Genomic DNA, 25,856 nt, shown 5'->3' with positions numbered 1-25,856 from the left:
CCTCAGAACGTGAGCGTGACGGTCTTGGGCGCGCCCCGCCCCACGAGGGCGGAGAGCTGGACGATGCGGATGTCGAGCGTGTCGCCGGGGCCAAGCGGCGCGCCCCAGTCGGCGGTCTGCACGGCGGCGGTGTAAACCGCACTGGTGGTGGCCGTGCTCAGCACCCGCTTCACGGTCGCGCCGTCGAGGATCTCGACCTCGTAGGCTTCGTTCGCAGGGCTTGCCTGGCCCCACTGGGGCCAGGGTCCCTGCTCACCCTCGGCCAGCGGCACCTCCACCGCGCCCCAGCTGTCGGCCGCGAGCGCGCGGGACCGGCGCGTCCAGCGGATGGTCAGGTCGCCGGGCGTGCGGGCGCGACGCCACGGCTGATCGACATGTGCGACGGAGAAGGGCCGCAGCCCGACGCCCTCAGGCGTGAAGGTCTGCCCCACATAGGTCTCGTCGCTGACCGGACGGCTGGCTGGTCCGATGCGCCAGTTCCACGGGATGCTGAGATCAGCCTCGGTGATGGGCAGCGATGCGAGGCTGTCGTCGAGTACGACGACCCGCGCGCCAGCAGGCGCCGGGTTGCCCATGGCACCCTCGGTGCCGCGCTGGCCCCGCAGGAGCCGGGTCAGACGATACCGGCCCGGCGCCAGAAGCTCGGCCGCGCCCGCCTGGACGATCTCCCAGACGCCGGGCGCGCTCTCGATGGCCAGCGCGTTCGCCCGGCCGAACAAGGTCAGGTCCGTGACGCTTTCCAGCGTGCCGGTCAGCAGATCGACCACCAGAGCATTGCCGAGATCGAAGCGCGAGGTGGGGCCCGGATAGAGGTCGGAGACCAGCACCCCGATCCGGGCGCGACTGCCGAACGTGGTCAGCAGCTCGAAGCCATCGGTCGAGGGGCTGCGGAACACCGCCATCTCGCCGGGCCAGGGTACGGCATTCGCCACGACAAACGGCCGATGCGCGGGCTGGTCCTCGGTCAGCTGCGGCAGATCCATCAGCACCGCATCCGGTGCGCCGAACACCACGGCGCGCGTCAGCGACGCCGCGCGGGGATCGCCGGGCGGCATGTCGTAGGTCGCCCGGTCCTGGCGCACCGCCTCGATGCCCCGCGCCTCGGCGTCGGCAATGGAGACGAGCCGCAGATCGACCAACCGCCCGTCATGCTCCAGCCGGATCGCATCGGCCGGGTCAAGCGCGAGGCGCGAGGGCGGCAGACGAAACGCCGCGGTCTCGCGCCCCACCCACGCCTCCATCAGCGCGCGGCGGCAGCGGCGTTCGGCCTCCTCGGGCGGTACGGCCATCGGGAAGGACTCGGACGCGATGCGCGTCGTGTCCACCGTGATGCGCCGGGCCTCGACGAGGGCCGCGTCGTAATCCTCATCGGCCCGCGCGATCTGCCACTTCAGCGCCTGCGGCAGTTCGGTTTCCTGGCCGCGCGTCAGTTCCAGCACGTCGCCTTCGCGAGCGGCAACAAGATCGTCAGGTACGATGGTGGTGACGGATCCACGGCCGCGCATGACAAACCGGATCACCCCCTCGGTCTCGACCGCGTCGAAGCCAAAGTGCCGCGACAGCGTGGTGATCGAGGCGCGCGGGCTTTCCAGCGCGCCGATGGCGTAGCCCTCGACCGCGCCCCAGAGGCCAGTGACGTCGACCCTCGCCTCCGGCATTCCGGCCCGCAGGCAGAGGTGGCGGGCAAGCGCTGCCAGCGACACCGCGCCAAGCCGTCCGGTCAGCCAGTGGCCGAGCCGCCAGTTTGGCCCATCGGCCCAGACATCGGTGAGTTCGGGAAAATACGGATAGGGTCGCGCGTCCCAGGTCCAGGCGGCACATTCAGGCAAGTGCACCATCCGGCCGCCGTAGACTGACGAGACCGGGTTGTTCGCCGCGTCACCCCACCAGAGATATGTCGCCTCGAGGTAGGCGCGCTGGATCGCATCATCCCGCCAGCCCCGTGAGAAATGCGGCGTGAAGCTCTCGGACGACTTCGGGTCGAAGAAGACGTTGGGCTGGTTGGTGCCGCGGTCAATGGCGGGGCAGCCAAGCTCGGTGAACCAGATCGGCTTGGATTGCGGCACCCAAGCCGTCGGCGTGCTGCCTTCCATCCCACCCGGGCGGTTGTAATGTGCGTTCGACCACCAAGCTTTCAGATCCTTGTTGCGGAACACCCAGGGCTTTCCTGCCGTGCCGTCGGTGATCGGCGTCCGGATCTGCGCTGAACGTTCGGCGGCGCTGGCATAGAACCACTCGAAGCCTTCGCCGCCTACAATGTTCCCCTGCAGGTAGGCACGGTCGTAGATCGCGGGCCAACCCTCCTGCGCATCGGCATGGTCAAACCCATCCCGCCAGTCCGACAGCGGCATGTAATTGTCGATGCCGATAAAATCGATCTCCGGATCGGCCCAGAGCGGATCGAGGTGGAAGAACACATCACCGCTGCCGTCACCCGGCTGGTGCCCGAAATATTCCGACCAGTCGGCCGCATATCCAATCTTCGTCGACGCCCCAAGGATCGCGCGCACATCCGCCGCCAGGTCGCGTAACGCCTGCACCGCCGGATAGGTGGAGGCACCCGAGCGGATCGTCGTCAGTCCCGGCATCTCCGACCCGATCAGAAAAGCATCAACGCCGCCCGCCGCCGCGCAAAGAAAGGCGTAATGCAGCACCATGCGGCGCAGGCCCCAGTCGCCGGACGCGCCGGTCCAACTGACGCTTTCGCCCGATATGGCAAAATCTGCAGGGCTGGCGCTGCCAAAGAGCGCTGCGACCTGAGTGGCGGCCGGAGCGGTCTTGTCCATCGATCCGACATAGCCCGCAGCCGGAGAACAGGTGATCCGTCCCCGCCAGGGGAACGCAGGCTGGCCGGTCTCGGCGGCGTTGTCGGAATATGGGGTGGGCAGCGTGTTGCCCGGCGCCACGTCCATCATCAGAAACGGATAGAGTGTCACCCGCAGCCCGCGCGACCTCATCTCCTGGATCGCCTGCACCACCGTGAAATCCGCAGGCGTGCCGCCAAAGTTGGGACGATTATCACCATCGCGACTGACCAGATGTGCCGATGCCCGGTTCACGCCGTTGACAGACCAGGCTTTTGGCTTGGCGGTCTTGTCGGCCAGTTCGACTTTCGGCCGGACCTGGCAGTGCCCGGCGCGCAGATCATCGCCAAACCAGGACACCACGAGGCTGACGCTCTCGACCTTCGGCACCATGGCCTGCAACCGGTCCAGCGCCACCACCATGTCGGCAGTGTCGGTCAATGCGTTAAGATTGTCAGCGGTCTGCGATCCGCTGCTGCCTTTCCGGATGCCCTGCGTGGCATAGGCGAACTCGCCAGAGGCCGGGATCATGGTGACGGCGCGGGTCAGACCCTCGGCGGTGTCGGGATCGGCCAGAGGGCGAAACACCTCGAAGCTCAGCTGCGGGATGCGGTTGCCGTAGGTTCCCAGCGGAAGGTCTTCAAAGATAACATAGGCCGTGCCGCGATAGGCAGGCGTGTTGGCCGCGCCCATCTTGGCCGAAATGAACGGATCGGCCGCCTGGCTCTCATCGCCCGGATACCAGCGCCAGGTGATTCCGGCGGTGTCCAACGGCTTGCCGTCCGCCCAGATACGCCCGATGCCGGTGATCGGCCCCTCCGACAGCGCCACGGCAAACGAAGCATAGTAGATATATTCGGTCGTTGTGACTTTGGGTCCGCCGCCTTTGCCGCCGCCCTGCCGGGTCGTGCTGGTCTCTTCGCGGAAATCCGTCGCCCATAGGATATTGCCGCCGACCCGCATGCGGCCATAAAGCCGCGGGATCACTGCCCCTTCAGTCGACGATGTGATCCGCAAATTATCAAGCCGCGCGCCTTCGATGCGCTGGGTCGGTGCGAGCGACGAGATGATCCAGCTGTCGACCACCGAGCCGATGGTTGAGCCGATAAAACCGCCGATGGTGACGGCGCTGACGCCGAGAATTGCGCCGCCAATGCTGCCGCCAATGGCGGCACCTGCGGCACCAAGAACGAGTGTGGCCATGGCGAGATCTCAGCGTTGCGGAAACAGGAAAGCGAAGGCGATGCGCCGCCGCCAGGACGGGGTGAGCGGTTCTTCGATCACGCCGAGGCGCTCATAGGCGTGCAAAAAACTGTCAGGCCCGGTCAGGATCCCGACATGTTTGGCGATGGCGCGCGGCCTCATGCGGAACAGGACCAGCGCGCCGGGACCAGCCGAGACAAGGTCCACCTCGATCATCACGCGCCGCGCGCCCTCCGCGAGAACCTCGTGCGGCCCGGTCTCGCCCCAGTCGCGGCTGTAGGGCGGAATCGGGAATGGTTCGGGGCCGACGATTTCGCGCCAGACGCCCCGCGCCAACCCAAGGCAGTCGCAGCCGACGCCCCGGAGGCTGGCCTGGTCGTGATACGGCGTGCCCAGCCAGGATCGCGCTACCTTGAGAACGCACTGTGATTTGGCAGCATTCAAAGCACCGCCCCCTCATGTCCGCCGTCCTTAGTGGCGTAGCGCAGGACCGCGTCCTGCCCGGGGATATGCGGGAAGCCCCGGAAATTGGCGGTGTTGGAGAACTTCATTCCACAGGTTTCCATGCGCTTGTCGCAGCCAGCACGGATGGTGAAGCCGTCACTCTCGGCGATGGACCGCACCGGCGCTTCGAGCAGCGTCAGCACCCCAATGCCGTCCGCGACATCATGTGCGATGACCTCCGCTCGCCGCCCGGCATTGGCCCCGCTGGTCCATTTGACGGTGCCGAAGGTGAACCAGCCAGAGGTAAAACTGCCAAGCCCCGAGGCAGTGAATGTCCGGTCGCGCAGGACATCGAGGACGGCCCCAGTGCCCTTGTAGGCGGGGTCCTCCAGATCGATACCACAGCGCGTATCGCCAAGGTCGGCGTCGCAGGTCGCCTGGAAGGTGCGCCCCACCGTCTGACTCAAGGTATGGGCCAGTGATCGCACCTCGGCGACGAAGGCGAGCCGCCCTCGCCGGATCTGGCCGATGGCCCCGCGGCGCATCAGAACCCGTTGCGCGGTGTCGGCCCAGTTCACGCGCCAGACCTCGACCTCAGCATTGTCCCAGCGGCCATCGAGAATGTCGGTCTCACTGATCCGGTCGGAGGTCAGCACACCCTCGGCATCCTGGGCATCTACGGACAGGTCCGAGCCGGACCGGACCTCGGAGGCCGTCAGCCCGCTTTCCGGCTCGAAGTCGGTGCCGTCAAAGCGAAGCGTCAGATCATGGTCGGTGAACCCGAAAGTCACGCCATCGGCGCGGAGGATCCGCCAGCACCAGGCGAGTGTCGTGGTGCCCTCATCGAGATGGGCCTGCAGGTCGGGCGAAAGAGCTTTCATCGGCGTGGCTCCGGAATGGTCATGAGGATCAGGCCGGGATCAGCGTGATGGCGACATCGGCCGCATCGATCACCGGCGTGTAAGAGGCATCATGGGTGACGCTCAGCGCCCCGGAGCCGGTGCTGACCTGGCGGAAGACATGCGGTGTATTGGCTTCCAAGTTGTTGATCGTGATGCTGCCGGAAATACCGCTGGTGCGGGTCGCGCGGATGCCGCGCTCGCCGCCCTGCTGGAAGCAATCAGTGATGGTCAGACCCGCCACGTCCTCGAAATGCCAGGCATAGTGGTATTGCTGTGTGTGGATGGCTTCGAGCCGAACATTGTCGAGCACCAGATCCTCGATCCAGAACAGCCGGAAGTTCAGGATGCCCGGATCGTCGATGGTGCCAAGGCCAGAGCCGCCCACCGTCCAACCTTCCAGCGTCAGGCGTTTGACGTGGGTGCTGTTCGACGTGTTGTCGACCTCCGCCAGCCGGTCTCGCACATCATCGGCACTGACATTGCGGATCACGATGTCACTGGAATAGAGGCCCGGGTGGCGGCTGTTGCGACCGATCGACAGAATTCTGTCGATGTCGTCGCAGTCCAGCCCGTCGACAGTCACGTTGCGCGATCCCGGCACGATGCTGATCGCAGTGCCCCGGTAGCCGGTCACGGTGTTGTTCAGAACCTGGATATCTTCGTCCAGCCAGAACTTGTTGTTGCCGATCCGGATTGCATCGGGCCGGTCGCCAAGGTCCGGTGAGAGCAGCAGCCCGTCGTTCGAGATCGTATTGTTGCGGATCACCACCCCCTTGTTCCAGCTGCCATGGGTGTCGAGGCTGCTGGAGGTGTCGTTGCGAACATTGTTGTGCTCGATGATGCAGCCTGCCGTCGTGCTCCAGAGCTCAATGCTGTGACGGCATTTCTCGATGTCATTGTGCGAGACGATGGTGTTGCGTTCACCGCGACGCAACGAGACGCCGTAGCCCTCGCCCGCGGCGATGCTGCCCCCTTGGGCGATGGTCAGACGGGTGATCAGGTTGCCCGCGCCGGTGTCCGAGCGCACCGCTTGACCGATACGCCGCTGCGCAAGGCTGCGAGCAGGATCGGTGTCGAACGCGGCATCACTGATCGTGCAACCCACGCAATAGCGCGCCCAGATATACTGATGCTCCCAGGCTTCAGCCGAACTGCCGTCTTCCTGGCCGAGGAATTGCCCGCCCTTGATCGTGGCATTCTCGATCGGATCGATCTTGACGCAGGCGGCGTTCCAGGCGGTCAGCTTGTTCTTGCCGAGCGGTTCGGCCAGCGTCAGCGTGTTGCCGGAAATCGCCGTGATGCGGTGGATTTCCTCGTTGATCAGGATGTCGCCAAACTCCTGCCCGGGGTCGAGGAGTGCCCCCAGCGTACCGGCAAACTGGTTGCCGGTCGGCGTGGGTAACTCGGAGGTCGAGGGATAGACCCAATCGCCGACCGCGAGCCCCCCTGCGTCGACGAGCGTGATCTGGGTGGCACCTTCGGCCGCGTCACCTGCCAGCAGGGAGCCGACCAGCAGGGTGACTGTCGAGGGATCGCTGACCTCGCTGGGATAATCCAGCGGGTTGGACACCGGCACGTCGATGCTCAGCGGCCGCGACAGGGTCAGAGTGCGCTGATTGACCGAGGAAATATAGATCACCTCCCGGCTCTCTGCCGGGTGATAATCCGGGGCGGTCGCATTGGTGCGCACCACGGCGATGGCGCCGGGACCCGCAGTGGCGAGGAACATCGTCGTGTCAGCATCATCTTTCAGGGTCAGCTGGGTGTCACCGATGGCCGCCGCGACGCTGACCGAGGGCGGCGAGGCCGATGGCGCTTCGACCACGTCGCCCCAGAGATGGATCTGGCCCCAATAGGTGCCCGCCCTGCCCCGCTCGACCACGGTATCGGCCAGATCCAGCGTCCAGTTGGCCAGCACAGAGCGCGGCGGCGGCTGCATGCGGCCGCGCAGGTGCATCACACCCGTGGGGCTTTCCAGGACAAGCACCGCCCCGTCCGGCTGCAGCTCCGGCAAAACGCTGCGCAGGAAGAACTCCAGCGGCACCTCGGCAGGCTGCGCGGTGCTGGTGCCCCAGCCGGTCCAGTCAGCGCCGCCTGCCATCGCCCTGTGATCGGTGAACACATCCTCCCAGGTGAAGATTGCCGGTTCAGGCTCAAGCGCAGCGACAGGCACCGGGATGCGGATCTCCACCAGCGGAACGGAGGTGATCGAGCCCAGCCGCTCGACGTCGAGGGTGACATCCAGCAGGTCGCTGTCAAACCGCACCGGCACGTCGAACTTAAAGCCTGCCGTGATAGCCACGCCCAGTGCAGGGGCCGTGCCAAAATTGACCATCCCGGTCGTGGCGTCGAGCGACCAGCCCGTGGCCGTTTCGACGCCTCCCAGGGCAATGCGCACCGACCCCGCCACCGGCTTGCTGATCGTTCGGATCCAGGTCTGTGCGCCAGAGGTGTAATTCTTCAGCAACTGAAATGTCGTCGTCGTGCCATCGCCGATGCCGATCACCTGATCGAGGGGCGATGGCGCTCCCGAGGGCTGACAGGATTTGTAATCCGACCAGTCCTTGAACCGAAAGCCGTGCAGCCGCCCGTTGCGCGCCTCGAAGAAGGCCACGACCGCCGCCAGATCGTCGGCGCGGCGGATGCCGTAAGCGACATCGTAGCGCCGCCGCGAATTGGCCCAACTGGCGTTGCGCTCCTCACTGCCCGAGGCCAGCTCAACGATCTGCGTGCGCCGCTCCGGCCCGCCGCGTGCGCCACGGCTGATGTCATCGGGAAACCTGATTTCGTGGAACATCACATGCCCCTCCGCCCGAGCGACACGGCGCGGGCAATATCTGCGGCGAGCCGCCGCGTCAATTGAACGGTCGCCTGTTCAACCTGACCCATGGATACTCCGGCAAGATCGCCCGCGCGTTCGAGCACCTGGATCGAGGCCACCGTGGTGGCAAGGGAGGCCGCGAGCTTGGCCTGCGCATCCACGGTTTGCAGCCCGGAGCGCACCATGGCGACACCGGCGGCGGTGGCAGCAGCAACCGCGGCCGCGGCCGCAACTTTGACCCGACGCGAGAACGCCGCCATCCGGGCATTGGCCGCCTCCATCTCGCGGCTGAGCCGCCCGAAGCCGCGCGACCCGGCCTCGCCGACACCTTCCAACTCCGCGCGCACCTGCCGCCCACCCACGGCCGCAAGGCGGACGCTAACCCGTTTTTCCGCCATGGGAATGATCCATCTGTTCGTTGAGTTTGGCGACCATCACCGCCTCGATGACGGGCAGCAGTTCGGCCATGGCCAGAGGCGGGATGCCGAGGGCATCACCAAGTGACAGTGCCGCCGACAGGTCCCAACCGATCACCGCGCCGGGCAGCACGCGCAGTTGCCCGCCGAGACGACCGACGAGGTCCCAGGCCTGCCAGCCCTCATGGGTGAGCGGTCGGTTCAGCCGCGCCGGGCAGTCTGCGCAGACCTCTTGGCAACCCTCGCAGTAGCGCTCGCCCCCGCCGAAGGACCAGTCGGCGAGAGCGCGGAGACGTTTTTTTCCTGTTCCAGCAGCAGGCCCTTGGAGACATAGGTCAGCTGGAAAGCCTCGAAGATCGGCCAGATATCGAGCAGCGCGTCGATGGCGTCCGGGCTGGGGTCGAGGGGATTGCCGTCGGCGTCGCCAATGCCCTCCCAGACCAGCACGGCACGGCGCGCCAGCGCCTTGGCAAAGGCAACGGCGCGTTCTTCGTCGCTGGCCTCCTCTGGCAGGCTTTCCACCACCGGGTCACTGCGCGTTGCCACCATCAGCGCCGTGGTCAGTGGCCGCAGTTGCACCCGGACGCCCGGCGCGAGGTCATGCCACCTTGGCGCATTCGTCAGATCGAGTGTCAGCATCAATAGGACTCCACATCATTCACGAGGGTTGCAGTGCACATCCGGCCAACAAGGCTGTCGCGCGCAGCCTGCCAGTCGAACGTCGCCTGGCGTGCCTCATGGATCTGATCGCGACGCAGGCCGAGATCGGCGGCCGTCGCCGGGGGCATGTTGTGATCGCCGACATGCCCCACAGAACCGGGATTGCGCTGGCGGGTGGCGACGTCGCCGCGCGCCTGCGCAGCATCGTATTCATCAGCCAGGCGCCGCTTGGCAGCGGCCTCGATTTCCAATGCATCTGCCTGGGCGCGGTGCGCGGCGGCGATCAGATCATCATGAGCGCTCTTCGCGCGTTGCAGTCGAGCGGCGCGTTTCGCAACATCGTAGGCCAGACCGGCAACCTCCCGCGCCTCGAGAACCTCGGCGGCGGTTTTCGCACCCGACAGCATGCTCGCGGCACGATCGATCAGGCTGGGCAGGTCCTGCGACGGGGCCGATGCATGGGCGAGCAGGCTCATTGATCGGCCCCTTGAGCGACGATCTCGATCTTCAGCGTGCCGGGCCTCACGGTGCGCGCAGGCTCGAAGCCCTGCCGGATGGCCTCGGGCCAGGCCGCGTATTTGCGCTCGGGCACCTTGTAAGCGAGATCGACATATTCGGCGGGGTCGTCGCCTGCATCGCTGATACGGGCGACCATGGCGGCCAGCCGGTCCTGATCCCATTCCACCCGCTTCGGCAGATCGGCGACCACGGTGAAATCGCCGTCATCGAACCGGACCGTACCAGTGTCCTTGGCCTGAGCCTGGCGTTCTTCAGCGGCGCGGTTGGCGTAGCGGACGGCCAGTCCGGCATCGAAGCGGGTCTTGGCCGCCTTGTCGCGCTTCAGACGCTCATCGATCTCGCGCTGCAGGATTGCCAGCAATTCGACTGGCAGGGCCGCGATTTCGCCTGCGCTCAGGGATGGCAGATCGTCGGGCGTGGGCGTGTTCTCTGGGAATGGCATGAGTTGGTCTCCGTGATCGGTGAAAAAGGATTGGAAGGCGGCCATCACGCGGCCTCTGGCTCGGCGAGCAGCAGCTCGGACAGGGAGGCAGCGGCGGCTTTGGGCTTGGGCCGGGCGACGGCGATATAGGCGAACTGGTCGGGCCCCACGCGCTCCTGGACGAGATGCACGAGACCCAGCTCGGCGGCCCAGAAGGCCCGCGACCCAAGCCTGCTCAATTCGGCCCGCGCCGCATCCGATAGCCCTGAAAACACAGGGAAGATGTCGAGCACCAGAAAACCGCGGTGGTATTCCAGCCGGTCTCCGGGAACGGCCTGCGCCACCCAGGCGCAGAACTCGATCTCGGACAGCGGTCGGCTGGCGCGAACGGTGATAAAGGGTGTGGTTCCCATGAACATGATCTCCTCCTTTCCCCTCTACTCAGGCCGCTGCGAAATCGTCCCAGGAGGGACCGAGGCCATGTGCGGTGAGGACGTGGCGGAGATCGGCAAGGCGGCGGTAGAGCCCGGACCGGCTGCCGAAACCTTCGGAGGCGAGCGCCGAAATCGGGCGATGCGCCAGCGCTGCGCAGAGGCGACGATCCTCGAGCGGCAAATGTGAAATCGCGGATTGCACGGCCTGATGCTGCTCAGTGGAGGCATGCGCGGTGGTCGCCTGGCCATGCCAGGCCGACAGGCCCTCATCCTCACCGATTGTCTCGGCAAGCGGACGCTGGTCGTCCGGTCCGGAGGGCGCATCGAGCGACAGCAGCCCGCCACCCTGCGCACTGCGATCACGCATCATCCGGATCGCGATCCGTGACGATTGATTGCGCAAGACCAGACCCGCGAATGCACCGAGGCTGCCGCGTGCCGGATCAAACGCTGGCAAGCGGCGCAGAAGATCGATCAGAAGATCCTGACCCAGATCCTCGCGATCGCAGGCGGGCAAGCCCAGCCGCCGCCGCAGCCGCCGGGCCGCGGAGTCAGCCTCGGAGATGATGGTTTCAATGTCGTCGGGGGAGAGCTTGATCTGCATCGCTGTGCGCCTCGGTCATCGTTTCTGATGAGCCCAAGATGCCGGATGCGGTCGGTGTGCAGGTGGGAACGGTGTGGGAAGAAGGTGGGGGTTTGGTGGGCCGAGACCTTTCCCACGGCCAGTCAGGCTGAATGAAGATCACGCAGTTCAGGCAAGGGCAGATCCCGAGTTCACAGCGGGTGGACGGGCCGGCCCACCGGCCATGGGTGCTGCGAGCACAGCGGACCGGTTTCCTCCCTAAGCGAACGCATGGCTGCTGCGCAGTCAGGTGGGCCAGCATATGTAGGTCGGGCGGAAATCGGTAGTTTGTCGCAAGCGCACGGGCCTTGCATCAGTAAGGCGAGAGCGGCCATTTACTACCGAAACGCCGGTCGCTCGCGCTGTGGCCTCTGCAAATAACAGCCATGCGCAGGACGCGGACACTGCTGAGTAAAAGTGGCACACCAGATCGCGTGGGCGTGATTGCACCAAGGCCGTCATGGGGCATGCTCATCTGTCGCTTGGCGCGGCTCTTGTTTCCGGACACTCGCTGCGTTATCGGGATCGTGTCGGAGGCGCACCGACTATAAAAATACCGTAAGGGCTTCCGTGCTTTCCAATGGCGGAAGTGAAAACGGTTGGATATGCTCCCCTCGGAGGCACCCGCAAATGGATTTCGAACAAGATACTTTCTTTGGCTTGCATTTTGAGACACGACATGAGGGCGATGGCGCTCATGTTCTTCCGGCGTATAATCTTGTTCAAGCTTTGGAGGGATTGCAGCGAACCATCCATTTGGTCGCGATGATGAGAGAAGGACGAGAAGTAAAGACGCGAGCTCGCGTGACACGCGATATTGAAGATCGGTTTCAGCTTCATTGCGAAATTCCAAAAGAAGGGAGCTTTTATCAGCCGACCTTCATTGCGGAAAGAGATCAAACCCTCTTCAGCACGGACGAAGCGAGGGAAGTGGCACAGATAACTCGAAGCTTGCTGAGTTCGATCGAGGCGGGGGATGAGCGAGATTTTAAGAAGACAGTAGTGGATTCTGCTTTCAGAACACCAATCATTGCATCTCTCGGAAAGATGTTTGGTGGGCAAGGCTCGCACTACCGCCTTGCGATTGAGGACAAGGCGGGCAACGTGATCGTTAACAGTGTATCTGCGACCGATGCACTGGAACGGCTACGGCAGGCGCGTTTGTCGCCGGGCACCCATTCGATTGTCACAGGGTATTTCAATAAGATTGACTTCAAGGAGCGCAAACTCTCCTTGCTTATACCAAGCACAGGACGTTTGATCAGCTGCTTATATGAGGAAGATATTGAGCCTGCACTTCTCGAGAATGCACGAGATCTTATCCAGGTCGTTGGGACCATCGAACTTGATGAAGACGGAAATCCGCAAAGAATTACTGACGTTCAGGAGGTGCATCCAGTCAACACTGATGATATCGACCTTATCGAGCTTCTCCCAGATTACCTCAAAGCTAATCAATTGAATAATCTTCAGGTATCCGTGGAATTGAGCGAGGATAAGCAGACCTATTTTGCGAAGCTGGACGAACTCGGTATTGATCACGCCGCATATACCCGCTCCGATTTGGTAGATGCACTGGAAGCCGAGATTGATTTTCTGTGGAAAAATGTAGCTCAGGAAGACGACGCCAACCTTGCGCCAAAGGCTATTTTGCTTAAGGCAGAGCTTAAGATACTGTTCAAGGAAATTTCTTCATGAATCTGGAGCGCACTAAAGTGCGGGATAACCTGCCGAAAAAGGGTTTCGTTGAACAAGACGACCGGAAGCATATTTTCTATCACTTCCATCACAACGGGAAGAAAACTCATATCCGCACCCACGTTAGCCATGGAAGCAAATACAAGACACTGGGCGATGATCTTGTTTCCCAGATGGCTAAACAGTGCAAGCTAACTGCCAAGAATTTCAGAGGTCTTGCGGAATGCACCGTATCCCAAGAGGAATATATTGAGCTTCTCAAAGAGGCGGGTGAGGTTTAACCAAGTTCCACCGAAAAAAGTAAAAAATCTGGCGGCGATGGAGAAATTAAAGAGCCGCCGAGTTTCTACCTGCGTTGCCACGGCAGAATGATCATTGCTCCGCTAACGCGAACGGACAAAATGGGCTACTTGCAGTCATCGGTGTCCCTCAGATGAACGCAAGCTTCGTCCGCGCCTTCGTAACTCGCCTGTCCAGAATGCTGCGCTCAGCGCGAATGGCCGGTCTCGGGAAGCTGCGCCGCAGAGGCAGGCGAAGTGGCCAAGGTCCGGTCTAGGCCGGCCACGTCGAGAACAACGACCAAGGTTCCCAACTTTACTGATTCCGCTTCCTGCGCACTGCCGATTGCCGATCTCCGCCGCAGTGCAGCTGCGGCAAATGTCGCTAGGATCGGCTTGCCGGACTTCAACAGAGAGCGGCTGGTCAGCCTTCGACCACGATTTCGGATGCCGGAACGCCGAGCCGGTAGCCCCGGTTGCGCACCGTCTCGATCAGGGCCTTGCTCTCGGCATCGGTAAACCCCGCATTCCTGAATGCAGCGCGCAGCTCGCGGATCAGATCCTTGGCCTCGCGCGCCGTCGTGCCTTCGACATGGGCTTGGGAGGCAACCGGATCGCGCGACAGCGCCTTCTCCAACAGGCGCTCGAATACGGGGAAAATCTGGCGCGACAGAATGACGGAGCGACCATCCCACTGAACCTCGGCCGTTGCCCTTCGCACACGAAGCACGGGCGCCAGTGGGACCGGCGCCAAAGCCGCGTCGTCGATTGCAGCGCCGAGGACGTTCGAGGCAGGCTTCAGCAGCTCGAGGGTTTCGATCAGATGAAAGCCCGCATCGTAGTGTCGCCGCGTAGCCTCCGCTGGCAAATTCGGTGCGAGGATCGTGATGTCCGAGCCCTGCGCCGCCTGGCGCAACGATGCGGCAATGCCCTCGCCGGTCAGGGCTGCAGGCTCCAGCGCAAGAAACACTGCGCGCCCCGATGGCGTATCGCCGAGCCGCCAGACCTTCTCTGCCGCCAGCTTCGTGGCGGCGCCAAATCCCGCAGCCGCGCCGATCACGGACGCCAACGCCGCAGCGCCGATGCCGAACACGCGCAGATCCTCCTCGGTGAGATCAGTGTCCTGTCGGCAATCGAGCGGACACTCAGCCCGAAATGCATCGCCTGCTTTCCGAATCGGCCGACATGGCAACCCGCATTCGCAGGCATCGCAGACCTCCCAATCGGAGAGCGGCGCCAGTTCGACGAGGACACGTTTCGCCAGCAGCCGGTCAAAGACCGGACCAAAGAACGGCGCGGCAAGCTCACCGGGCAGGATGGCGTCGTCGCCAGCCTCACTCAGCCGCGTCAACAACCTCAAAATCGTCTCGGTCATTGACCAGCCCATTCCGTTCGATCAGTTTCATCACCCGCGCCTCATGCTGAGTGCGCCGGAACTGCACGACACCGGGCGGGCGCAGTTTGACCGTCACCTGCGGTTGGCGCTTACCATCGCCCTTGAACAGGATCCGAAAGACGATTTCACCAAGGCGCCATGATCCCGCAAATGACACCGGCGTGCTGACAAAATGCCGAAGCGCTTCGCCGCCAAGGTCGCGCGACCGCAGCGTCCGCGCCACGCGCAGATACCCCTTCTTGCCAGGCACCATCAGGTCTGCCGCCGCCTCGATGATCAGGGCACGATCAATCATGGGATCGTAAACATGATCAAATGCGAAATCGGGGCCCGCGAGTTCAACCGGTCGCAGCGTGTAGAGGTCTTGTGCATCATCACCGTCGAAAAAGCCCGGCCGCTCCAGGATGATCGCGGCGAAGAGTTCGGCGACCTCCGGCTGGTGGGCTTTTCTGATCCGGGCGAGCCGGAGCATGCCGGTGTTCTCGGAATAGCGCAGCACGGCATGGGCAATCTGCCGAACGCTGATAACCCGCTCCTGCAGGCCCTCGACGACCGGCATGGTCGAGACCATGGAGCCGTGACTGACCACGAGGTTGACCTCGTCGCCGTCGGCGTAATCGCCGACCCGGCAGTAATCTCCCAGGAACGCATCGCGGAACAGATCGGCAACAGCCTTCCGGAACGCCTCGACCTTCTCTTGCGTCAGATCGATCGTAACACCCCGTTCCCGTCCGGCGTACTCATACAGGCGATCTGCGGCGAGCATCGCCATGTGATCGGCGGCGGCGTCAAACAAATCGGGATGTTCAAGAAACACGCGGACCGCAATGTGTTTTGGATCATGTGCCCTGTTGGGAGCATCCTCATCACCGGTCTTCATGTCCGGAAACAGATCGATGCCCTGACGGGCGGCCTGAGTCTGGATGACTTCGAGGCCCCGCCTGTCGCCCAGTTCGGCAATCCGATGGAGATCGGCCCGCAGCCCTTCCGGATAACTGTCCTCACTTCCCGTCAGGAGGTCGTGTAGCGCACTGCGCGCCGCATCGTCGTCCTGATCAAGCAGATCGACGGAGAAACTGGTGAATTTGCTCTCGTGGCGAGCCAACAATGCCTTCATCAGAACCAGATCAATTGTCTTGATGAACCTGGGGTTCACGAACTTTTTCAAATTTCCGGCCATCGCGAATCCCCTTTTCCATGAAATGAATGTTCATAATATGTTCTCACCCATATTGCCGCAACAGTTTGGTGAACAGTTGGGACGGATTCTGAGACCGATGAGTAGAAGCCAAGGGAGACCACCGCCCCGAGGTTTGCATGAAACGACCCAATCCGCTCCCGCCCGACCAGATGACGCCCATTGAGCGCCGCGCCGATTTGTGTGGCTTTCTGGCTCTCGGGCTGGTTCGCCTGCGGATGCGGGATCGGGGGGAAGTATCTGACGAAAATGGAGAAAGTTGCCTACACTTTCCGCCCGACCAATGGCGTCATGCAACTCCAACAAAAAAGAGAAACGCATGACCAAACAAGATCCAATTCCCGCCCGCCTGGCCGCGCTCAAGACCACGTCGACGCCAGACCTGAAGCAACAATGGCGCGAGTTGTTCGACAGTGAGCCACCACCGTTCAATCGGCGCTATCTGGAAAGCAGGCTGGCATACCGCATTCAGGAGTTGGCCTATGGCGGGCTGAAGCCGGAAACGGTGAAACGGCTGGAAGCTCTCGGCGAGCAGCTCGACGGTGGCGACCGCAAGAAGAGCCGCATCCGCGCTGACCTGAAACCTATCGTCGGAACACGGCTGATCCGTGAATGGCAGGGCGTCGAGCATCTCGTCACCGTCACTGCTGACGGTTTCGACTGGCAGGGTCGCCCTTACAAATCGCTGTCGGCCATTGCCCGCGCCATCACCGGCACGCGCTGGAACGGCTGGGTGTTCTTCGGCCTGAAAAACCACAGGAGGGGCGCATGACCAAACCCATCGTCCGCAAACTGCGCTGCGCGGTCTACACCCGCAAATCCTCCGAGGAAGGGCTTGAGCAGGAGTTCAACAGCCTTCACGCCCAGCGGGAGGCCTGTGAAGCCTATATCGCCAGCCAACGGTCGGAGGGTTGGGTGCTGGTCCGCGATCAATATGATGATGGCGGCATATCCGGCGGCACGCTGGAACGCCCGGACCTGAAAAGGCTGCTCACAGACGTCGAAGATGGCTTGGTCGATGTGGTCGTGGTCTACAAGATCGACCGCCTGTCGCGCTCGTTGATGGATTTTTCCAAGCTGGTCGAGGTATTTGACCGGAATGGGGTGAGCCGCACCACGGCACGGCTTTCTTTGACCTGCTGGACCGGGTGATGCCGGATTGGGAGCGCCGGAAGCAACGCCTAGAGAGGATAATGGCCTGAGAAATTCCGACGCTAGTCGCCGCTGAACCAAACGAGACCGCTGTCCAAATGAAGCCATGTGACCGGAATATCATAATAATATCATCCACTTGTGGAACTTCACTAAATCAGCGCAGTCAACAGGTCCGGAGAATATCAGCCCGTAGAGAACGCTTTGGGCCCTCTTCGCACCGGGGCCGGTGAACAGCTCCTCGTGCATAACCCTCGAAAACAACGGAAAAATCCGGCCACAGCCGGATCGGGAGAACGCTTTCGTGGGGGCAAGTGGCGGAGACGAAGGGATTCGAACCCTCGAGACCCTTCCGGGCCTACTCCCTTAGCAGGGGAGCGCCTTCGACCACTCGGCCACGTCTCCACCGACGCGTATAGCCAAGCAAACATAGGGAATACAAGGCCAAATTGGGATTTATTGAAAAAACCTCCCTGCGCCCAAAAACGTGCTCAAATGGCACTGAGAGGCACAGAATGGCACCCGGTTTGGGCAAGATTTGGTCAATTTCCCTTCCAGCGAAAGCGCCCTGAAAGCGTGGACGCGACGCAGCCAAGACTGACTTGCTGGCGTCCCCAGCCCGCTCAGCGATCGAGGGCGAGTGCCCGCATTATCGACTGTATCTTGACGGATTTCTGCGGGCCGAAGAACGAACCAAGGTTCTTGGCATGTTGAACTCACTTCACACATCGACGTCCGGCCACGCCACGATGTCCGAGATCGACTCCTTCTTGCGGGTGAAGGAGGACAAGCGTCGCGAACTGCTGAGATCATGGGGGCTTAGTGGCAGGCAGACGCTTGCCTGGAGCGAACTTTGGTCTGCAATCGGACTCGGTCCTCACCAGGATGAGAGCCTTTGGAACGCCCTGAAGCTTCCGCTTCTTCTTCCACCCGACGTGGCTCCAATGGTCGGGATATCGGTTGAGACCTTGAATGCGTGGTGTCGATCACACGAAACGCACAAAGGGCTGCCTCAGCCGCAAGACCGGTCTGGCCATGGCCTTCAAGCTGATGATGTCCGCGCAGAAGAAATGGCGCAAACTTAACGGCCAAAACCGCCTGCCCGAAACCGTCCGAGGGGTTGAGTTCCGCGATAGCCTCCGCCAATTTCGAGCTGCCGCCTGATCAAGCGTCACCAACTTTTGCGCATTATTTGTGGGCGCTGCCCCCCATCGGATCGAGAGGTGAGACTGGAATGACCTCGACGTTATTCTCCATGGCAATCGACAGGATGGGTGATGGCAGTTGGTCGTTGGTCACGACAACGTCGATCTCGCCGAGATCACAGAGTTTCACCAATCCGCCGGTGCCGATCTTGTCCGTGGTCAGGGCCAGGAGGATCTGTCGGGCGTGGGCCATGGCTGTGCGAACACGAAGCACCTCGAACTCATCATCGTCGCGCAGCGTTCCGTGCATGTCGATTCCGCTAACGGCGAGAATGGCATAGTCGAAACGAAACTGGGAAATGAAATCGTCGCCCCCCGCGCCCAAGATTGCGCCATCGATATGTCGGACAATCCCGCCGGGAATCGCCACTGTGAAATCTTCGCGGTTGTCAAAAATGGCGGCGCTGCGGATGCTGTAGGTCACGATTTTCAGGTTGCGCCGCGCAAGCAGGGCGACGGCGACTTCTTCGCAGGTGGTGCCGATATCAAGAAATACCGTGGCGCCATCAGTGACAAGATCTGCGATCTGTTCGGCAATGACCTTTTTCTCGACTGTCTGACTGCGCTGGCGCTGGTGCCAGGCCCGCTGATCAAGCGCGCCGGTAAATGTGATGCCTCCGTGGGTGCGCTTTACCCGGCCCAGCTTTTCCAGCTCGGTCATATCGCGGCGGATTGTCTGGGCAGACACACCCAAGGCTGCCGCGACTTCGGAAAGCGTGATATATCCCCGCTCTTCGACGATCGCCATCAGCGCCGCGCGTCGCTTGTCCTTCTTTTCGGGTTCCGCAGCCATAAAGCGCCGTCCATTCTGTGCTGTTTCCCGCCCCCAGCCTCGTGACCGACGGCAGCGTAATTCCTTTATTCTATACCGAAAAACCGCCCGTGATCCAGAAGAATGGAAGAAATCTCACAAATAACTTGTAAAATACCTCACATTCCGTAGGTTGGCGGCGAGACCACAAAACGACAATCAAGGGGACAGACCATGAAATTTCATACCGCCACTTTGACCGCCGCTCTATTGATGGGCACTTCGGCCTTTGCCGGTGAGATAACAATCTATACCTCCTACGAAGAAGACGAGGCAGCCGCATTTCTTGATCTGGCGCGCGCGGCGCTGCCCGATGTCGAGATGAATATGTTGCGCCTGTCGACGGGTGATCTGGCCGCGCGAATCATCGCTGAAAAAGGCAATCCGCAGCATGATGTGATCTGGGGCTTTGCCGCGTCCACCATCGTTAACCCCGAGATCGAGAAAACGCTTGAACCCTACGCGCCCAAGGGTGTCGAAGGTATTCCGGCGGCCTTCCGCTCGGATGAGGACAAATGGTTTGCCGTGACAGGGTATATGGCGGCCTTCTGCGTCAACAATGAGCGCCTAAAGGACAAGGGCCTTGAAATGCCGACATCCTGGGCCGATCTGACCGACCCCGCCTTCAAGGGTGAGGTGGTCATGCCAAACCCCGCATCCTCTGGCACCGGCTATATCCAGATCAGCTCGCTCTTGCAGATGATGGGCGAGGATGAAGGCTGGGCGCTGTTGGACAAGCTTGACGAGAACGTTGCGCAATACATCAAATCCGGCTCCAAGCCCTGCCATGCGGCATCGGCAGGTGAATATGTCGTGGGCGCCTCTTATGACATGCGCGCGATCAAGAACATCGCCGAAGGCTATCCAATCACCATGGTCATCCCCTCCGAAGGGTCCGGCAACGAGTTGGAGGCAAACGCACTGGTTGCCACCTCTGACAACAAGGAAGATGCAAAGCGGTTCCTTGATTGGACAGTAACGCCCGAAGCCGCCACCGCCTATGGCAAGTGGAAGGCCATCGTGACAATGCCCGGCGGTGAAAAGCCCCAGCAGTTCCTTGATGCCGGTCTGCCGCAAGACACATCTGACGTTCTGCACCCGACCGATTTCACCGCCGCCGCCGAAGACCGCACCGCGATCATCGAAGAATGGCAAAATCGCTACGAAAACTGATTGCATGGCAATCGGCCCGGGCGGTGCTCTGGCCTTGATCGCCCCCGGCCCGATCTGGCCGGGGGCGAAATTACCTTATAGTTTGAAGGCGCTTCATGGATCTCGACGTCAAGAATATCTCGAAAAGCTATGGTCGTGTCACAGCGTTGAACGATCTGTCGCTGACCATCCCCGCTGGCAGCCTGACCTGTTTTCTCGGCCCCTCGGGCTGTGGCAAAACCACGCTGTTGCGGGTCATCGCCGGGCTGGAAACGCCCGAGCGCGGACAGATCATGCTGGGGGATGACGATCTGTCGGACACTGCGCCGTCGGATCGAAACTTTGGTGTCGTGTTCCAATCCTATTCGCTGTTTCCCAACCTGACAGCCTTGCGCAATGTGCAATACGGGCTGGAATGCCGGGGTTGGGGCCGCACGCGGCGCCGGGAACGGGCGGAAGAGATGCTTGACCTTGTGCATTTGCGCGATCAGGCAAACAAACTGCCCGAGCAGATGTCGGGCGGGCAACAGCAGCGCATCGCCATCGCCCGCGCATTGGCACCCGAACCATCGCTTTTGCTGCTCGACGAACCGCTTTCGGCGCTAGATGCAAAGGTGCGTGCCGAACTGAGAAGCGAAATCCGAAGCATTCAACAAAAATTCGGAATCACCACCATCATGGTGACCCACGACCAGAACGAAGCGCTGGAAATGGCCGATCAGATTGTCGTTCTGCGCGAAGGTCAGATTGAACAGGTCGGCGCCCCACGCGATCTTTATACGCACCCGGAAACCCGGTTTGTTGCTGACTTTATCGGCGCGATCAATTTGTTGAACGTCACCAGTGATGCACAGGGCAAGGCGCAATTGGGCACACACTCCCTTGCCATGACAGGCAAGCTTAATGGCGCCACAACGCTGGGTCTGCGCCCCGAGGCCATCACCCTGTCACAACAGCCGATTGGCGCCGCGAATGAACTGTCTGGCGTGGTGACCCAAACCCGTTTCATGGGCAATCTGCAGCATATCGAGATACAGCCCGACTGCGCCCCCGAACAGCGACTTCAGATCGAGATGAACGGTCTGGCCACCACCCCCGCTTCGGGGGCCAGGGTTGTTGCCAGTTTTCCTGCCGACGCACTTATGGTGTTGCGCTGATGGCCGAGGTTGCCCCCACCCCGCGTCGCCGCCTGCCGAAATTTGGCGATAGCACGATTTCGCTTGGCCTTTCGATCATCGTGATCCTTGCGATGGCGGTGTTTTTCATCGTTCCGGTCATTGCGATCCTTTGGCGCAGCTTTGATACCGATACCGGCATCGGCTTTGGCAACTACGCCACCGCGCTCAACGATGCGCGGATCTGGGAATTGGTGCTCAACAGTCTTGCCGTGTCTGGTCTTTCGGCGGTCTGTGCCGTGACCCTTGCCTATTTCTATGCCTATGCGCTCCAACGAACCAATGTCGTCTGGAAATCTGCGCTGCGGATGGTTGTGATGCTGCCGCTGTTTGCACCGTCGTTGATTCAGGCACAGGGCCTAATCTTTCTTTTGGGCCGCAACGGCGTCTTCAACCGTTTTCTCGGTTTCGATATCGAAATTTATGGCTTTTGGGGGGTGGCAATCGCCAACACGCTGTACACTTTTCCCTATGCCTTCCTGATCCTGTCGGCGGCCCTCGCCGTGGCCGATGCGCGGCTTTATGAAGGGGCCATTGTAATGGGTGCACGACCGTGGAAGATTTTTCGCACAGTCACACTGGCATCCACCCGGTTTGGCATCGCGGCGGCGCTTTTTGTTGCGTTTTCGCTGTCAATCACCGATTTCGGCAATGCCATCGTGATTGGCGGCAACTTCGATGTGCTCGCAACTGAGATTTACAACAAGGTCATCGGCCAGGCGCAATTCCACCTTGGGGCGGTGATCGGCGTTGTCCTGCTGGTGCCTGCCGCCGTATCGAAACTGATCGTTGAGCGTATTTCGAAAAAGCAGCATGCGCAGGTTACTGACAAATCGACGGCCCTGCAGATCAGGCCCAATCGCCGCCGCGATCTGATGTTCGGCATCTATGTTGGTCTGATTGTTCTGATCTTTCTGGCGGTTCCGCTGATCGTGGTCTTTGCCAGTCTGGTCAAACTCTGGCCTTATAACATGACCTTTACACTGGAACATTACCGTTTTGATGTTCAGAATGGAACCGAACCCCTGTGGAACTCCATTGGCGTGGCATTGGCGACCGCTTTTTTCGGGGTGATTGCCGTTTTCGCAGCGGCCATCGTCACCCTCAAATTCCGCACACCGCTGAGCGGGCCAATATCGTTCCTTGCCACCCTGCCGGCGTCGATTCCGGGCATGGTGCTGGGGCTGGGTTATGTGCTGGCATTCAACAGCCTCGCGAATCCGCTGAACTTTCTTTACGGCACCTTCCCGCTGATCATCCTGCTTTATATCTATTACAACCATGCGCAGGGCTATCTTATCACTGCGACCAGCCTGAAACAGATCAGCACAACCTTTGACGAAGCGTCGACCATGTTGGGCGGCAGCGCGCTGCGCACCCTGATCAAGGTCACCTTGCCCTTGCTTTGGCCAACTTTGCTTGGTGTTGGGGTGTTCTTTTTCATGCGTGCGATGGTTTCACTTTCGGCTGTGATTTTTCTCATCACACCACAAACCCAAGTGGCGGCCGTGTCGGTTCTGCAATTGGCAGACCGCGGGGCCACCAATCAGGCCGCGGCGTTTTCGGTCTGCATCATGGGAATTGTGATCCTGATGCTTTTGGTCGTGCGCAGCGTACTTTGGGCCGCAGGCGCGCGCGGCGTCACTCTTATTCGATAGGGCAGTGCAACAATGACAATCAAGGCAATCCTGTTCGACAAGGATGGAACACTGCTGGATTACCATGCCACATGGACCGAGGTGAATCTTCAGGCCGCCAAAGTGGGCGCACGCGGCAACCCGGCACTGGCGCGACAACTGCTTGCGCTGGCGGATGCCGATCCCGATACGGGAATGGCCAAGGCCGGCGGGCTTCTTGCCGCCGGAAACTCTGCGCAGATCGCGCAGGCATGGATCACGCATGGCGTCGCGTGGACCCTGGAAAGCTTGGGGGCGCAGATCGATGAAATCTTTGTCGATGCCATGCACCGCGCCATTCCCATCCCCGGCGGTGCGGGATTGATCCGCACGCTTGCGGCGCAGGGAATTATCATGGGCGTCGCCAGCAGCGACAGCGCCGCCGCGATTCGTGTCTTTCTCGACAGTGTGGGCCTTGCCGAGTATTTTCAGTTCATCGCGGGCTATGATTCCGGATATGGCCACAAACCCGACCCCGCCGCACTCTTGGCCTTTGCCGACGAAATCGGCGCCGCACCAAACGAAATCGCAATGGTCGGCGACAACATACAAGATCTGCAGCTTGGCCGCGACGCAGGGGCCGGCATGGTCGTTGGGGTGCTCAGCGGCACTGGCAGCGCCGTGGAACTGGCCCCGCTGGCAACCGTCGTCGTGCCCGACATCAGCCACCTTGCCCAATTGTTATCCAAGGGCGTGGTGCAGAACGGGCCATAAGGTAAAAATGCTGTCGGCGACTGGAGCATGGAAAGGTTGACTGGCACAGCAACGCGCCGAAAACGCCAGTTTGCCGAAAGTTCAACTGAAGGCACAAGTGCTCAATATTAAATGAGAATCTGCCCCACAACCTAAGCCACCCACGCCCACATTCCAGTTTCGCCAAACTGTATCCACACGCCAAAAAGAAGATCTGAACCTGAACAGAGCGAACCCAGTATAGTGGCCTCTATGGCAAGCAGATCATCTGATGCAATGTGTCGAATCTCGCGCCGGATATGGGCAATCAGCGACCGCGCCATGCTACATCTGCGCGGCTGCAACCTCAAAGCGCCTGACAATGCTGATGTTCGCGTCGGTGGGAAGCTTTTTGATGCCGCTGATCCGGATAACCCGCCATCGTCAAGCGCACCCCGAACAATAAAATTTCCCGCAATAGAGCTATGGACAATATGTATCGGCGCAGTTAAACGGCACATCGAGCATCGGAATTGGCGGAAATCAAAGCCGATGCTTCAATGGAGGTGAAAACCGCTCGTACATTGCAAGCCCCTATAGCTCAGCTGGTAGAGCAACTGATTTGTAATCAGTAGGTCCGCGGTTCGAGTCCGTGTGGGGGCACCAATTCTACTTGAAATCGTTATGTTTTCATGGTGTTAGTGGGAAAACCACTACACAAACGCTACACCGAACCGGGTGGCGACCATGAGGTTCACTATGGAATTGCCGCATCTCAAGATCGGGAAAACTGGCAACGCCAAGTATCGGCGGCGTGTCACGTCACCCCAAATGCGGGCTTTGTTGGGCAAGTCAGCGGTGGAGTGGTCGCTCAAGACCCGTGACCCGGTTAAGATCGTTGAGGCTTGGAAAGAAGCCAATGAACGGTTTAAGGCTTTGCTGGCCAAGGCAGAGGGCAAGACCACCGATCAAGTTGAATGGAGTATCTTGCACAAGGCCGCTGTGGCCCATGGTTTGGTGCGCCCGGATGCCAGCAAGATCGGCCCCATTGATAGCGATCTGGAGGGTGGGCGGTTCGATGCCTTCACCAAAGCCGCCTTGGAAGAAGCCGCAAAGCTGACCCCGCAAACCCTCAACACGTCATTCGCCAACAAGCCCCCAGAAACCGCCTTTGGTTTGCTGGCCAAAGCCCAGATGTTCGGGGTTGAGCGGCCCCCCATCCTATTGAGCGCCGTGGTTGAGGCGTATCTCAAGGATCGTGAGCGGCGTTCGTCCTATGACGATCTGTCGAAACAGGTGAAACTTGTGGTGGAGGGTCTTGAGCAAGCCATGGGGCGCAAAGACCCGCCCATTCAAAGTATCAACCGTGAGGCCGCTTATGCCTATCGTGATAGCCTGACCGCAAAGGGAAACGCCCATGGCACCGTGCGGCGGCGTATCACGACCATTAAGGCAATCCTAAACCACGGCGAAAGGCGGTTTGATCTGCCCGATTGGCGCAATCCGTTCAACGGCATTGAGATGGCGCAAGACGATGATGCAGCGGGCGAAATGAAGCGTGACCCGTTGACCCTGGACGATATTTGCAAGGTGCGGGATAAGTTAGCCGGATCTAATGACGATATGCGCGACATTTGGCACCTGATGATGTTCACCGGGCTGGGGCCGAATGAGGCGCGGGGTCTGCAATGGGATGAAATCCACCTGGGCGATGCGACCCCACACTTTGAAGTCAAACCCAATGGGCGGCGCAGGTTGAAGGTGGGTGAGAGGCGGCGGCGTGTTCCCCTTGTCGGCACGGCTTTGGCCATGATGCAGCGGCGGCGTGACAGCGCCCTTGGGGGTTCGTCTGACGTGTTCCCGCGCTATGCCCATCAACGCAACGCCAACGCCCTGTCGGCCACCCTGGTGAAGCCTATGAAGGCCGCTGGGGTCTGGGTGAAAATCCGTAAGGTGCCGTATTCGCTGCGCCATTCGGTCAAGGATTGGCTGCGCCGCACGACCCCAACCAACATTCAGTTGCTTATCATGGGCCATGGTCACGGCGAAGGACGGGCGGCGGGTGGATATGGCGGCGATGATCTGTTGGATATCGCGCCTATCGCAATCGTCCGCTCAGCCAAAGCCAGCGAAAGGATATGGTGGTCCTCGCGCACATTCGCGAGCAGTTTGCCCTGTCTTTAGGGAGCTATGGCCG

22 protein-coding genes, 2 tRNA genes and 4 pseudogenes are annotated in these 25,856 nt (G+C 61.2%); 12 read left to right on the top strand and 16 right to left on the bottom strand.

What is annotated here, in order from left to right:
• Positions 1-2: 2 nt before the first annotated feature.
• From C8265_RS07425 to C8265_RS07380, 12 genes and pseudogenes are all read right to left on the bottom strand, one after another.
• Positions 3-4,007, bottom strand: a complete 4,005-nt coding sequence (locus C8265_RS07425) for a baseplate multidomain protein megatron (RefSeq protein WP_108483384.1) — start codon at positions 4,005-4,007, stop codon at positions 3-5.
• Positions 4,008-4,016: 9 nt separating this feature from the next.
• Entirely contained in the window at positions 4,017-4,451 is a 435-nt protein-coding gene (locus C8265_RS07420) for an NlpC/P60 family protein (RefSeq protein WP_108483383.1), read from the bottom strand.
• Positions 4,448-5,332, bottom strand: a complete 885-nt coding sequence (locus C8265_RS07415) for a DUF2163 domain-containing protein (protein WP_108483382.1) — start codon at positions 5,330-5,332, stop codon at positions 4,448-4,450. The genes C8265_RS07420 and C8265_RS07415 overlap by 4 nt, the downstream gene beginning before the upstream one ends.
• A gap of 28 nt (positions 5,333-5,360) precedes the next feature.
• Complete coding sequence (locus tag C8265_RS19730) at positions 5,361-7,082, bottom strand: right-handed parallel beta-helix repeat-containing protein (RefSeq protein ID WP_240611023.1); 1,722 nt, start codon at positions 7,080-7,082, stop codon at positions 5,361-5,363.
• 447 nt (positions 7,083-7,529) lie between these two features.
• A pseudogene (locus C8265_RS19725) lies at positions 7,530-8,153 on the bottom strand (phage distal tail protein, Rcc01695 family); the annotation flags it as partial.
• Positions 8,154-8,194: 41 nt separating this feature from the next.
• Positions 8,195-8,572 (bottom strand): annotated as a pseudogene (locus C8265_RS07405) (phage tail tape measure protein); the annotation flags it as partial.
• The gene (locus tag C8265_RS19475; RefSeq protein ID WP_164512295.1) at positions 8,553-8,723 is read right to left on the bottom strand and encodes a DUF7697 family protein; all 171 of its coding nucleotides are present in this window, start codon (positions 8,721-8,723) and stop codon (positions 8,553-8,555) included. The gene C8265_RS19475 and the pseudogene C8265_RS07405, both read right to left, overlap by 20 nt.
• 68 nt (positions 8,724-8,791) lie before the next feature.
• Positions 8,792-9,229: a hypothetical protein gene (locus C8265_RS07400; RefSeq protein WP_108483380.1), complete on the bottom strand. Its 438-nt coding sequence runs from the start codon at positions 9,227-9,229 to the stop codon at positions 8,792-8,794.
• The gene (locus tag C8265_RS07395) at positions 9,229-9,726 is read right to left on the bottom strand and encodes a hypothetical protein (protein WP_108483379.1); all 498 of its coding nucleotides are present in this window, start codon (positions 9,724-9,726) and stop codon (positions 9,229-9,231) included. The genes C8265_RS07400 and C8265_RS07395 overlap by 1 nt, the downstream gene beginning before the upstream one ends.
• Positions 9,723-10,256, bottom strand: coding sequence for a hypothetical protein (locus C8265_RS07390; RefSeq protein ID WP_206050308.1), 534 nt, complete (start codon positions 10,254-10,256; stop codon positions 9,723-9,725). The genes C8265_RS07395 and C8265_RS07390 overlap by 4 nt, the downstream gene beginning before the upstream one ends.
• Entirely contained in the window at positions 10,256-10,609 is a 354-nt protein-coding gene (locus C8265_RS07385; RefSeq protein WP_206050307.1) for a hypothetical protein, read from the bottom strand. Before C8265_RS07385 ends, C8265_RS07390 begins: the two co-directional genes overlap by 1 nt.
• Positions 10,610-10,631: 22 nt before the next feature.
• The gene (locus C8265_RS07380) at positions 10,632-11,228 is read right to left on the bottom strand and encodes a sigma factor (protein ID WP_108483378.1); all 597 of its coding nucleotides are present in this window, start codon (positions 11,226-11,228) and stop codon (positions 10,632-10,634) included.
• A gap of 648 nt (positions 11,229-11,876) precedes the next feature.
• On the opposite strand from C8265_RS07380, the gene C8265_RS07375 reads away from it, so the two are divergent.
• Both C8265_RS07375 and C8265_RS07370 read left to right on the top strand, forming a co-directional pair.
• Positions 11,877-12,944, top strand: a complete 1,068-nt coding sequence (locus C8265_RS07375) for a hypothetical protein (protein WP_108483377.1) — start codon at positions 11,877-11,879, stop codon at positions 12,942-12,944.
• Entirely contained in the window at positions 12,941-13,225 is a 285-nt protein-coding gene (locus C8265_RS07370; protein ID WP_108483376.1) for a hypothetical protein, read from the top strand. The genes C8265_RS07375 and C8265_RS07370 overlap by 4 nt, the downstream gene beginning before the upstream one ends.
• Before the next feature lie 421 nt (positions 13,226-13,646).
• On the opposite strand, the gene C8265_RS07365 is transcribed toward C8265_RS07370, so the two are convergent.
• Both C8265_RS07365 and C8265_RS07360 read right to left on the bottom strand, forming a co-directional pair.
• Positions 13,647-14,597 (bottom strand): helix-turn-helix domain-containing protein, encoded by a 951-nt coding sequence (locus tag C8265_RS07365; protein WP_108483375.1) that lies wholly within the window; start codon positions 14,595-14,597, stop codon positions 13,647-13,649.
• Complete coding sequence (locus C8265_RS07360) at positions 14,557-15,798, bottom strand: hypothetical protein (protein WP_108483374.1); 1,242 nt, start codon at positions 15,796-15,798, stop codon at positions 14,557-14,559. The genes C8265_RS07365 and C8265_RS07360 overlap by 41 nt, the downstream gene beginning before the upstream one ends.
• 337 nt (positions 15,799-16,135) lie before the next feature.
• On the opposite strand from C8265_RS07360, the gene C8265_RS07350 reads away from it, so the two are divergent.
• From C8265_RS07350 to C8265_RS19960, 3 genes and pseudogenes are all read left to right on the top strand, one after another.
• Positions 16,136-16,588, top strand: a complete 453-nt coding sequence (locus C8265_RS07350; protein WP_108483372.1) for a DUF2924 domain-containing protein — start codon at positions 16,136-16,138, stop codon at positions 16,586-16,588.
• Positions 16,585-16,962 (top strand): annotated as a pseudogene (locus tag C8265_RS07345) (recombinase family protein); the annotation flags it as partial. The gene C8265_RS07350 and the pseudogene C8265_RS07345, both read left to right, overlap by 4 nt.
• Complete coding sequence (locus C8265_RS19960) at positions 16,953-17,018, top strand: hypothetical protein (protein ID WP_108483617.1); 66 nt, start codon at positions 16,953-16,955, stop codon at positions 17,016-17,018. The pseudogene C8265_RS07345 and the gene C8265_RS19960, both read left to right, overlap by 10 nt.
• A gap of 265 nt (positions 17,019-17,283) precedes the next feature.
• Here the strand turns inward: C8265_RS19960 and C8265_RS07335 are convergent.
• Positions 17,284-17,373: transfer RNA gene (locus tag C8265_RS07335), tRNA-Ser, on the bottom strand.
• Positions 17,374-17,958: 585 nt separating this feature from the next.
• Here C8265_RS07335 and C8265_RS07330 point away from each other — a divergent pair.
• A pseudogene (locus C8265_RS07330) lies at positions 17,959-18,132 on the top strand (IS256 family transposase); the annotation flags it as partial.
• Positions 18,133-18,156: 24 nt separating this feature from the next.
• On the opposite strand, the gene C8265_RS07325 reads toward C8265_RS07330, so the two are convergent.
• On the bottom strand, positions 18,157-18,966 hold the full coding sequence (locus C8265_RS07325) for a DeoR/GlpR family DNA-binding transcription regulator (RefSeq protein WP_108483371.1): 810 nt from the start codon (positions 18,964-18,966) through the stop codon (positions 18,157-18,159).
• Positions 18,967-19,158: 192 nt separating this feature from the next.
• Between C8265_RS07325 and C8265_RS07320 the strand changes: the two genes are divergently transcribed.
• From C8265_RS07320 to C8265_RS19470, 6 genes are all read left to right on the top strand, one after another.
• Positions 19,159-20,157: an ABC transporter substrate-binding protein gene (locus tag C8265_RS07320; protein ID WP_108483370.1), complete on the top strand. Its 999-nt coding sequence runs from the start codon at positions 19,159-19,161 to the stop codon at positions 20,155-20,157.
• A gap of 95 nt (positions 20,158-20,252) precedes the next feature.
• Positions 20,253-21,293, top strand: coding sequence for an ABC transporter ATP-binding protein (locus tag C8265_RS07315; protein ID WP_108483369.1), 1,041 nt, complete (start codon positions 20,253-20,255; stop codon positions 21,291-21,293).
• A complete protein-coding gene (locus C8265_RS07310) occupies positions 21,293-22,969 on the top strand; it encodes an ABC transporter permease subunit (RefSeq protein WP_108483368.1) in 1,677 nt (558 codons plus the stop codon). The genes C8265_RS07315 and C8265_RS07310 overlap by 1 nt, the downstream gene beginning before the upstream one ends.
• A gap of 12 nt (positions 22,970-22,981) precedes the next feature.
• On the top strand, positions 22,982-23,701 hold the full coding sequence (locus tag C8265_RS07305; protein ID WP_108483367.1) for an HAD family hydrolase: 720 nt from the start codon (positions 22,982-22,984) through the stop codon (positions 23,699-23,701).
• Between the two features lie 548 nt (positions 23,702-24,249).
• Positions 24,250-24,325, top strand: a tRNA-Thr gene (locus tag C8265_RS07300).
• A gap of 81 nt (positions 24,326-24,406) precedes the next feature.
• A complete protein-coding gene (locus C8265_RS19470; protein WP_164512296.1) occupies positions 24,407-25,843 on the top strand; it encodes a site-specific integrase in 1,437 nt (478 codons plus the stop codon).
• Positions 25,844-25,856 lie beyond the last annotated feature (13 nt).

The organism is Oceaniglobus ichthyenteri (assembly GCF_003057885.1).
Lineage (GTDB): Bacteria > Pseudomonadota > Alphaproteobacteria > Rhodobacterales > Rhodobacteraceae > Oceaniglobus > Oceaniglobus ichthyenteri.
Note: the sequence above shows the minus strand (reverse complement) of the source record. Positions and strands in the feature narration are given on the sequence as shown.

Excerpts from the sequence above, each read along its gene's own strand:
- C8265_RS07425 (WP_108483384.1), bottom strand. The coding sequence starts at position 4,007 with ATGGCCACACTCGTTCTTGGTGCCGCAGGTGCCGCCATTGGCGGCAGC.
- C8265_RS07415 (WP_108483382.1), bottom strand. The coding sequence starts at position 5,332 with ATGAAAGCTCTTTCGCCCGACCTGCAGGCCCATCTCGATGAGGGCACC.
- C8265_RS19730 (WP_240611023.1), bottom strand. The coding sequence starts at position 7,082 with ATGTTCCTCGCCACTGCGGGTCCCGGCGCCATCGCCGTGGTGCGCACC.
- C8265_RS07400 (WP_108483380.1), bottom strand. The coding sequence starts at position 9,229 with ATGCTGACACTCGATCTGACGAATGCGCCAAGGTGGCATGACCTCGCG.
- C8265_RS07395 (WP_108483379.1), bottom strand. The coding sequence starts at position 9,726 with ATGAGCCTGCTCGCCCATGCATCGGCCCCGTCGCAGGACCTGCCCAGC.
- C8265_RS07390 (WP_206050308.1), bottom strand. The coding sequence starts at position 10,256 with ATGGCCGCCTTCCAATCCTTTTTCACCGATCACGGAGACCAACTCATG.
- C8265_RS07385 (WP_206050307.1), bottom strand. The coding sequence starts at position 10,609 with ATGTTCATGGGAACCACACCCTTTATCACCGTTCGCGCCAGCCGACCG.
- C8265_RS07380 (WP_108483378.1), bottom strand. The coding sequence starts at position 11,228 with ATGCAGATCAAGCTCTCCCCCGACGACATTGAAACCATCATCTCCGAG.
- C8265_RS07375 (WP_108483377.1), top strand. The coding sequence starts at position 11,877 with ATGGATTTCGAACAAGATACTTTCTTTGGCTTGCATTTTGAGACACGA.
- C8265_RS07370 (WP_108483376.1), top strand. The coding sequence starts at position 12,941 with ATGAATCTGGAGCGCACTAAAGTGCGGGATAACCTGCCGAAAAAGGGT.
- C8265_RS07365 (WP_108483375.1), bottom strand. The coding sequence starts at position 14,597 with ATGACCGAGACGATTTTGAGGTTGTTGACGCGGCTGAGTGAGGCTGGC.
- C8265_RS07360 (WP_108483374.1), bottom strand. The coding sequence starts at position 15,798 with ATGGCCGGAAATTTGAAAAAGTTCGTGAACCCCAGGTTCATCAAGACA.
- C8265_RS07350 (WP_108483372.1), top strand. The coding sequence starts at position 16,136 with ATGACCAAACAAGATCCAATTCCCGCCCGCCTGGCCGCGCTCAAGACC.
- C8265_RS07325 (WP_108483371.1), bottom strand. The coding sequence starts at position 18,966 with ATGGCTGCGGAACCCGAAAAGAAGGACAAGCGACGCGCGGCGCTGATG.
- C8265_RS07320 (WP_108483370.1), top strand. The coding sequence starts at position 19,159 with ATGAAATTTCATACCGCCACTTTGACCGCCGCTCTATTGATGGGCACT.
- C8265_RS07315 (WP_108483369.1), top strand. The coding sequence starts at position 20,253 with ATGGATCTCGACGTCAAGAATATCTCGAAAAGCTATGGTCGTGTCACA.
- C8265_RS07310 (WP_108483368.1), top strand. The coding sequence starts at position 21,293 with ATGGCCGAGGTTGCCCCCACCCCGCGTCGCCGCCTGCCGAAATTTGGC.
- C8265_RS07305 (WP_108483367.1), top strand. The coding sequence starts at position 22,982 with ATGACAATCAAGGCAATCCTGTTCGACAAGGATGGAACACTGCTGGAT.
- C8265_RS19470 (WP_164512296.1), top strand. The coding sequence starts at position 24,407 with ATGAGGTTCACTATGGAATTGCCGCATCTCAAGATCGGGAAAACTGGC.